At 44.8% G+C, this 5,274-nt stretch carries 4 protein-coding genes and 1 pseudogene; 3 read left to right on the top strand and 2 right to left on the bottom strand.

Annotation, left to right across the window (positions count from 1 at the left end):
- The 3 genes from QW597_07545 to QW597_07535 form a co-directional block, all read left to right on the top strand.
- Window positions 1-736 (top strand): ABC transporter permease (locus QW597_07545; GenBank protein MEM0156432.1); only part of this gene is annotated, 736 nt, incomplete at its 5' end.
- A 1-nt stretch (window position 737) separates the two neighbouring features.
- Window positions 738-1,628: an ABC transporter permease gene (locus tag QW597_07540; GenBank protein MEM0156431.1), complete on the top strand. Its 891-nt coding sequence runs from the start codon at window positions 738-740 to the stop codon at window positions 1,626-1,628.
- A 1-nt stretch (window position 1,629) separates the two neighbouring features.
- The gene (locus tag QW597_07535) at window positions 1,630-3,795 is read left to right on the top strand and encodes an ABC transporter ATP-binding protein (protein ID MEM0156430.1); all 2,166 of its coding nucleotides are present in this window, start codon (window positions 1,630-1,632) and stop codon (window positions 3,793-3,795) included.
- 24 nt (window positions 3,796-3,819) lie between these two features.
- Here the strand turns inward: QW597_07535 and QW597_07530 are convergent.
- Both QW597_07530 and QW597_07525 read right to left on the bottom strand, forming a co-directional pair.
- A pseudogene (locus QW597_07530) lies at window positions 3,820-4,447 on the bottom strand (cyclase family protein).
- Window positions 4,448-4,948: 501 nt separating this feature from the next.
- Window positions 4,949-5,274: LD-carboxypeptidase (locus tag QW597_07525; GenBank protein ID MEM0156429.1), on the bottom strand; the 326-nt coding region annotated here is incomplete at its 5' end.

Raw genomic sequence — 5,274 nt, 5'->3', positions numbered from 1 at the left:
AATTCGATTCCCCGCCAGTCTGGAGCTTGGGCTGACATCTATGATCATTTCACTGCCAATTGCTGTGGTAACCGGAGTATACGCGGCACTCAGGGTCAACAAGGCAGGGGATCACACAAGCAGGATACTTTCCCTTCTTGGCATTTCCATGCCTGTCTTCTGGATAGAGATTGTGATGATTCTTATCTTCTATACATATTTAGGAGTGGCGCCGGCGCCCTACGGTCAGTTGAGCCAGAGTCTCACCCCGCCGACAACTATCACCGGCTTGACCATACTTGACAGTTTGCTTGAACTGAATTTTCCTGATTTCATAAATGCCACCTGGCACATAATCCTGCCCGCTGTTGGGCTTTCCCTCGCCAGCATCGCCACACTGTCCAGAGTCATACGATCAAGCATGCTGGATATACTTAACCGCGACTTCATGAGGACCTCCGTTGCGATAGGACTCCCGCGCAGGGTTATTGTTAATAAATATGCACTTCGGAACGCTCTTCTCCCGGGCATCACTGTTGCCGCTATTCAGGCTGGTGCCATAATCAGTGGCGTGGTCCTGACAGAGACTGTTTTCTCATGGCAGGGTCTTGGTCTTTTTGCCGTTCAGGCCATAGATCAGCTCGATTACCCCAGTGTTATGGCAGTTGTTCTTATATCGGGCCTTCTTTTTGCATTTTTCAACTTCCTGGCAGATCTGATCTATGCCTATGTGGATCCAAGAGTGAGGGTTGCCTGAAATGATTGAAGAAATTAGCACAGTGAAGAAAGGCGGATTCTTAAATGCTCATGGCAGGATGTTTGAAACCATTTCCATGTACTTCAGAAATCCAACTGGGATAGCCGCAGCGGCAATACTGTCGATTTACATATTTCTTGCAGCTTTTGGTCCCATGCTGGCACCATATAATCCGCTTGCTCTGAATCTTTCCAACAGGCTGGCTGCCCCCTCCATCACTCATCTGTTTGGAACTGACGGCTACGGAAGGGATATCTTTTCACGTGTCCTTTATGCAATAAGGCTGGACATGGCCATCGCTTTTCTTTCAGTTTCACTGGGTTATGTACTTGGGGTTACGCTAGGACTGCTGGCAGGATATATGGGTAAGATCACGGATAACGGAATAATGAGGGTAATGGATATTCTCCTTTCTTTTCCTTCAATTCTGTTTGCCATAGCAATAGCCATAGTCATAGGACAGGGGTTCTGGACCATAATAATAGCCGTCACTGTAATCTCGATCCCGGGATTTGCAAGAGTATCAAGAAGTGCGGTGCTTTCGACAAAGAGTGATCTGTATATTCAGGCTGCAGTTTCACAGGGGGCTTCCAAATGGCATATTATGTACAGACACATACTGCCGGTTGCCATCACTCCAACAATCATACTGTATGCTCTTGGCCTGGGAAATGCAATAATAATAGCAGCCAGCCTCAGCTTTCTGGGAGTTGGTATTCCCCCTCCCACACCGGAACTTGGTTCCATGATCACTGATGGGCTGCAATATGTTATTTCCGGTCAGTGGTGGATTTCCATATTTCCCGGACTGTTCATAGTTTTCATAGTGATTGCATTCAATATGATGGGAGACACAATAAGAGAGGTTACTGACGTAACACTGAGGAGATAATATGTTCAATGGAATAAATTATGAAGATTACATACTCTATGTCGATGATCTTTCCCTGGAGTACACAATAGGTAACAGAAGGGTATACGCATTATCCCACGTAACCTTTGGAATAAGAGAGAACGAAAGTATTGGAATAGTTGGCGAGAGTGGATGCGGGAAATCCACTCTCGCCATGGCAATTTCGCACATCCTTCCTCAAAACACAGTTGTAACTTCGGGCAGGATTTACTTTAAGGGTGAAGTGATTGTCGATTCGGAAAAGGGCGCATCCTATACTCTCAGAACCACCAGGAAATCAAACAGAATCGAAGAAAGTCTCAAAGTCGTCAGGTGGAAGGGCATATCCATTGTATTTCAGGGTGCACTGGATTCTCTGAATCCCCTTTTCACAGTTGGTGAGCAGATCTCTGATATCTATATCTACAGGGAGAATTTAAATCGCGAAAAAGCTGTGGAAATGGTTAAACAATTACTGGACACTGTTGGCCTGGATAAGTGGGTATTTGATGCATATCCGCATCAGCTGAGCGGAGGGATGAAGCAGCGCGTGGTTATAGCCATGGCAATCTCCCTTCATCCTGCCCTTATTATTGCCGATGAACCAACAACATCCCTTGATGTAATAACGCAATACAGAATCATCGAAGAGCTACAGAATTTACGAAAAGGATTCAGCGTATCTATTTTGAGCATTTCTCATGATGTCTCAATGGTTTCAAACCTATCCGACAGGATTATGGTAATGTATGCAGGGCGCATCGTTGAAAAGTTGCCGGGCGTGGACTTTAACATGGCGCAACATCCTTACACTGCATTACTTATTGATTCCATTCCAAAGATCACAGAGAACATAGAACAGGTTGAACCCATAAAAGGGGCGCCTCCGGGGCTAACTGATGTCATACTTGGCTGTCCCTTTGCTGCCCGCTGCAATTACGTGGAGGAATCATGCCGGAATGACGGCGCTGAAAAACTCAGGGCTGTGAGCAATTCCCATGAGGTTGCATGTGTTGTCTTACCCTTCAGAAATGGCCGTACTAAATCAGTGAAAAACGAGTCTTCAAAGATAAATGTCGTCAAGGCCGTCAAACAGAATCCCGTAATAATAACACATGACCTTACGAAGCGATTTGCAAAGAGAACCGGTTTAAGACCAGGCAGGAGTGGTAAGGGTGGTGAATTAACAGCGGTTTCTGAAGTTAACATAGTGGTGAACGAGGGTGAATCCGTTGCGCTTGTTGGAGAAACTGGGAGCGGAAAGACCACACTGAGCAGGATAATTGGTTTGTTGGAGGTGCCCAGTGAAGGCACTGTAGAATTGCTCGGCGAAAAGGTTAGATTTGAGGACAAGAAACTTATCAGGAATCTCAGGAAGCAAATACAGACAATATTTCAGGACCCGTTTCAAAGCATAAATCCAAGATTTTCAATATATCAGATTGTTTCAGAGCCTGTCCGGATAAACAAGCTGGCCCAGACTGAGACAGAAATCTATGAGATTGTGAACAGGGCAATGATGGAAGCTGAACTTACCCCTGTCAGTGACTACATTGACAAGTATCCGCATCAGCTGAGCGGTGGCCAGAGGCAGCGTGTGTCCATAGCAAGATCACTTACAATGAGCCCTCGCATTCTGGTGGCGGATGAGCCAATTTCAATGCTGGACGTTTCTCTCAGGGCCGGAATACTGAATCTTCTCAGAAAGCTCAGAAATGATGTTGGTGTGACGTTATTCTACATCACGCATGATATTGCGTCTGCAAAATACATAAGTGACAGGATTTATGTGATGTACAGGGGAGAAATCATCGAGTCTGGAACTACAGAGCAGATTATCCGGGAGGCAACGCACCCATACACCATAGCATTGATGCTTTCAAGCGTTGGTGTGCAGGGGAGCATAACAGCGACGCTCGGTGAGAATATTTTTACGCAAACAGGAGATGATACTCTTCCGGCCTGTAAATTTGCCCCGAGATGTCCACTGGCAACGGAATTATGCCGTGAAACCAGGCCTGCGTTTTCCGAAGTCTCAATCGGTCACAAGGTTCAGTGCCACTATGCAGTCTCCATCAACAGGAGTGTGGCTTCTGGATCAGCAGGCCAAGCCATAAATTTTGAAGCGGTGAAATCAAGGATCAGAGAAGAAATCTCTCCATCCTGAAATATCTTTACCTAAAAATAATATTTAAAAACGTATCCGTTTCATTGAAGGGAAAGCCTGAAAAATGTTGTTCCAGCATGTATAAATCAGAGAGAAACTTGGAACCGGACTATTCCCGAAGTCTGCCGACAATTCTGGTGGGGGACCATCTCCCTTTGAAAATTTTAGCGGGAAACAGAATACCTCAACAACTTTACCTGCAACAGATTTCATTCCGGTGATATTCTCAATAATCAGGATATTTTTTGGAAGAGGTGCCATATGGGCAGGTGAACCCTTCCTCAGTCCATTCCTGAGCGATGGATCTGGGGACATGGTATCTGGGCCAACCATTCTGATATTAAATTTCGTAAGGTATTCTGCAGCCTCAGCTGATAAGTACGGATACTTCCATATATACTCGTTGAGGTTCCACTTCTCCTCCCACCCTGTTCTCATGAATATCCATGTAGGTGACAGGTTGAAATTCAGTCTTGGTCAGGTTTAGTACACCAGCCCGCCCATGGAAGAAACCGGGAGACAAGGAATCTATCGTCTTCCCTTCTTCGACGCAATGAGAGGGAGGATCTGTGTGGGTGCCGCAATGTAAATTGAAAGTGATGTTGGTTATCCTTGACACGGTATTTTTGTTATTAACCCTTTCAGCTTTCATCTATCTGTGCTTGTTTGCTTCAGGCATACCTTCCTTGTACGAATCACCCAAATCTATCCATGCTTCGTTCTTTTCTGTACGTTACTTAATCTACTGATAATCGCCTTGATAATAGATTCGGTGTTACCTCTGCCATCAAGGTCAGATGTAAGATTTTCTCTCCTGATGAACAACTGGCGAATCATATCGATGAAAAAACTGAGAAAAATTAATTGGATTGCCGCACACTAAGGATTTTGCATTAACTAAATTGTACTGAAAATTCTTGAATTCACTTATTTGAGCGATGTCGGGAGCAAACAAACCATCACTTTCATGGCAGATCATTGAAAGCATTTTAATCAAGGCACGTACCCGCCCCAGAAAGGAATTTGTTTTTATAAACTGGATAATAATTTAACTGCCAATTTAAATATTAATTGAGGAAACAGGATATTCCAATCGCACGATTAAGAACGGAATGTGAATCCACCGCCCTATTTGTTGAACACTATGAAGATGTTATTCCACAATATTTTCCCGCAATTCCACATAGGGATAATCAGTGGATAGGGTCATCATTGCGTTCATGGGAATGAGCATCTGGCTGTCTGCCACGTGGCCGAATGGAAGGCCGTAAACAGAAGGCTTCTGCAGTTCAGTGAGATAAAGCTGCACTATATCCTCAATATACGGCATTGGCTCTTCTATGTCAACGATCTGCTTGAAATCTCCCAGAGCAAAACCAACGAATCTGTCAAGAATTCCGGAGAGCTGCATGACCGAGAAATACCTGTCAAGGTCTCCAGAAGTTATCCCCGTATCCTCCGCAAACAGTATCCTGCCTT

Source organism: Thermoplasmataceae archaeon (assembly GCA_038729425.1).
Classification (GTDB): domain Archaea; phylum Thermoplasmatota; class Thermoplasmata; order Thermoplasmatales; family Thermoplasmataceae; genus B-DKE.
This window is presented reverse-complemented; position numbering and strand designations above follow the sequence as displayed.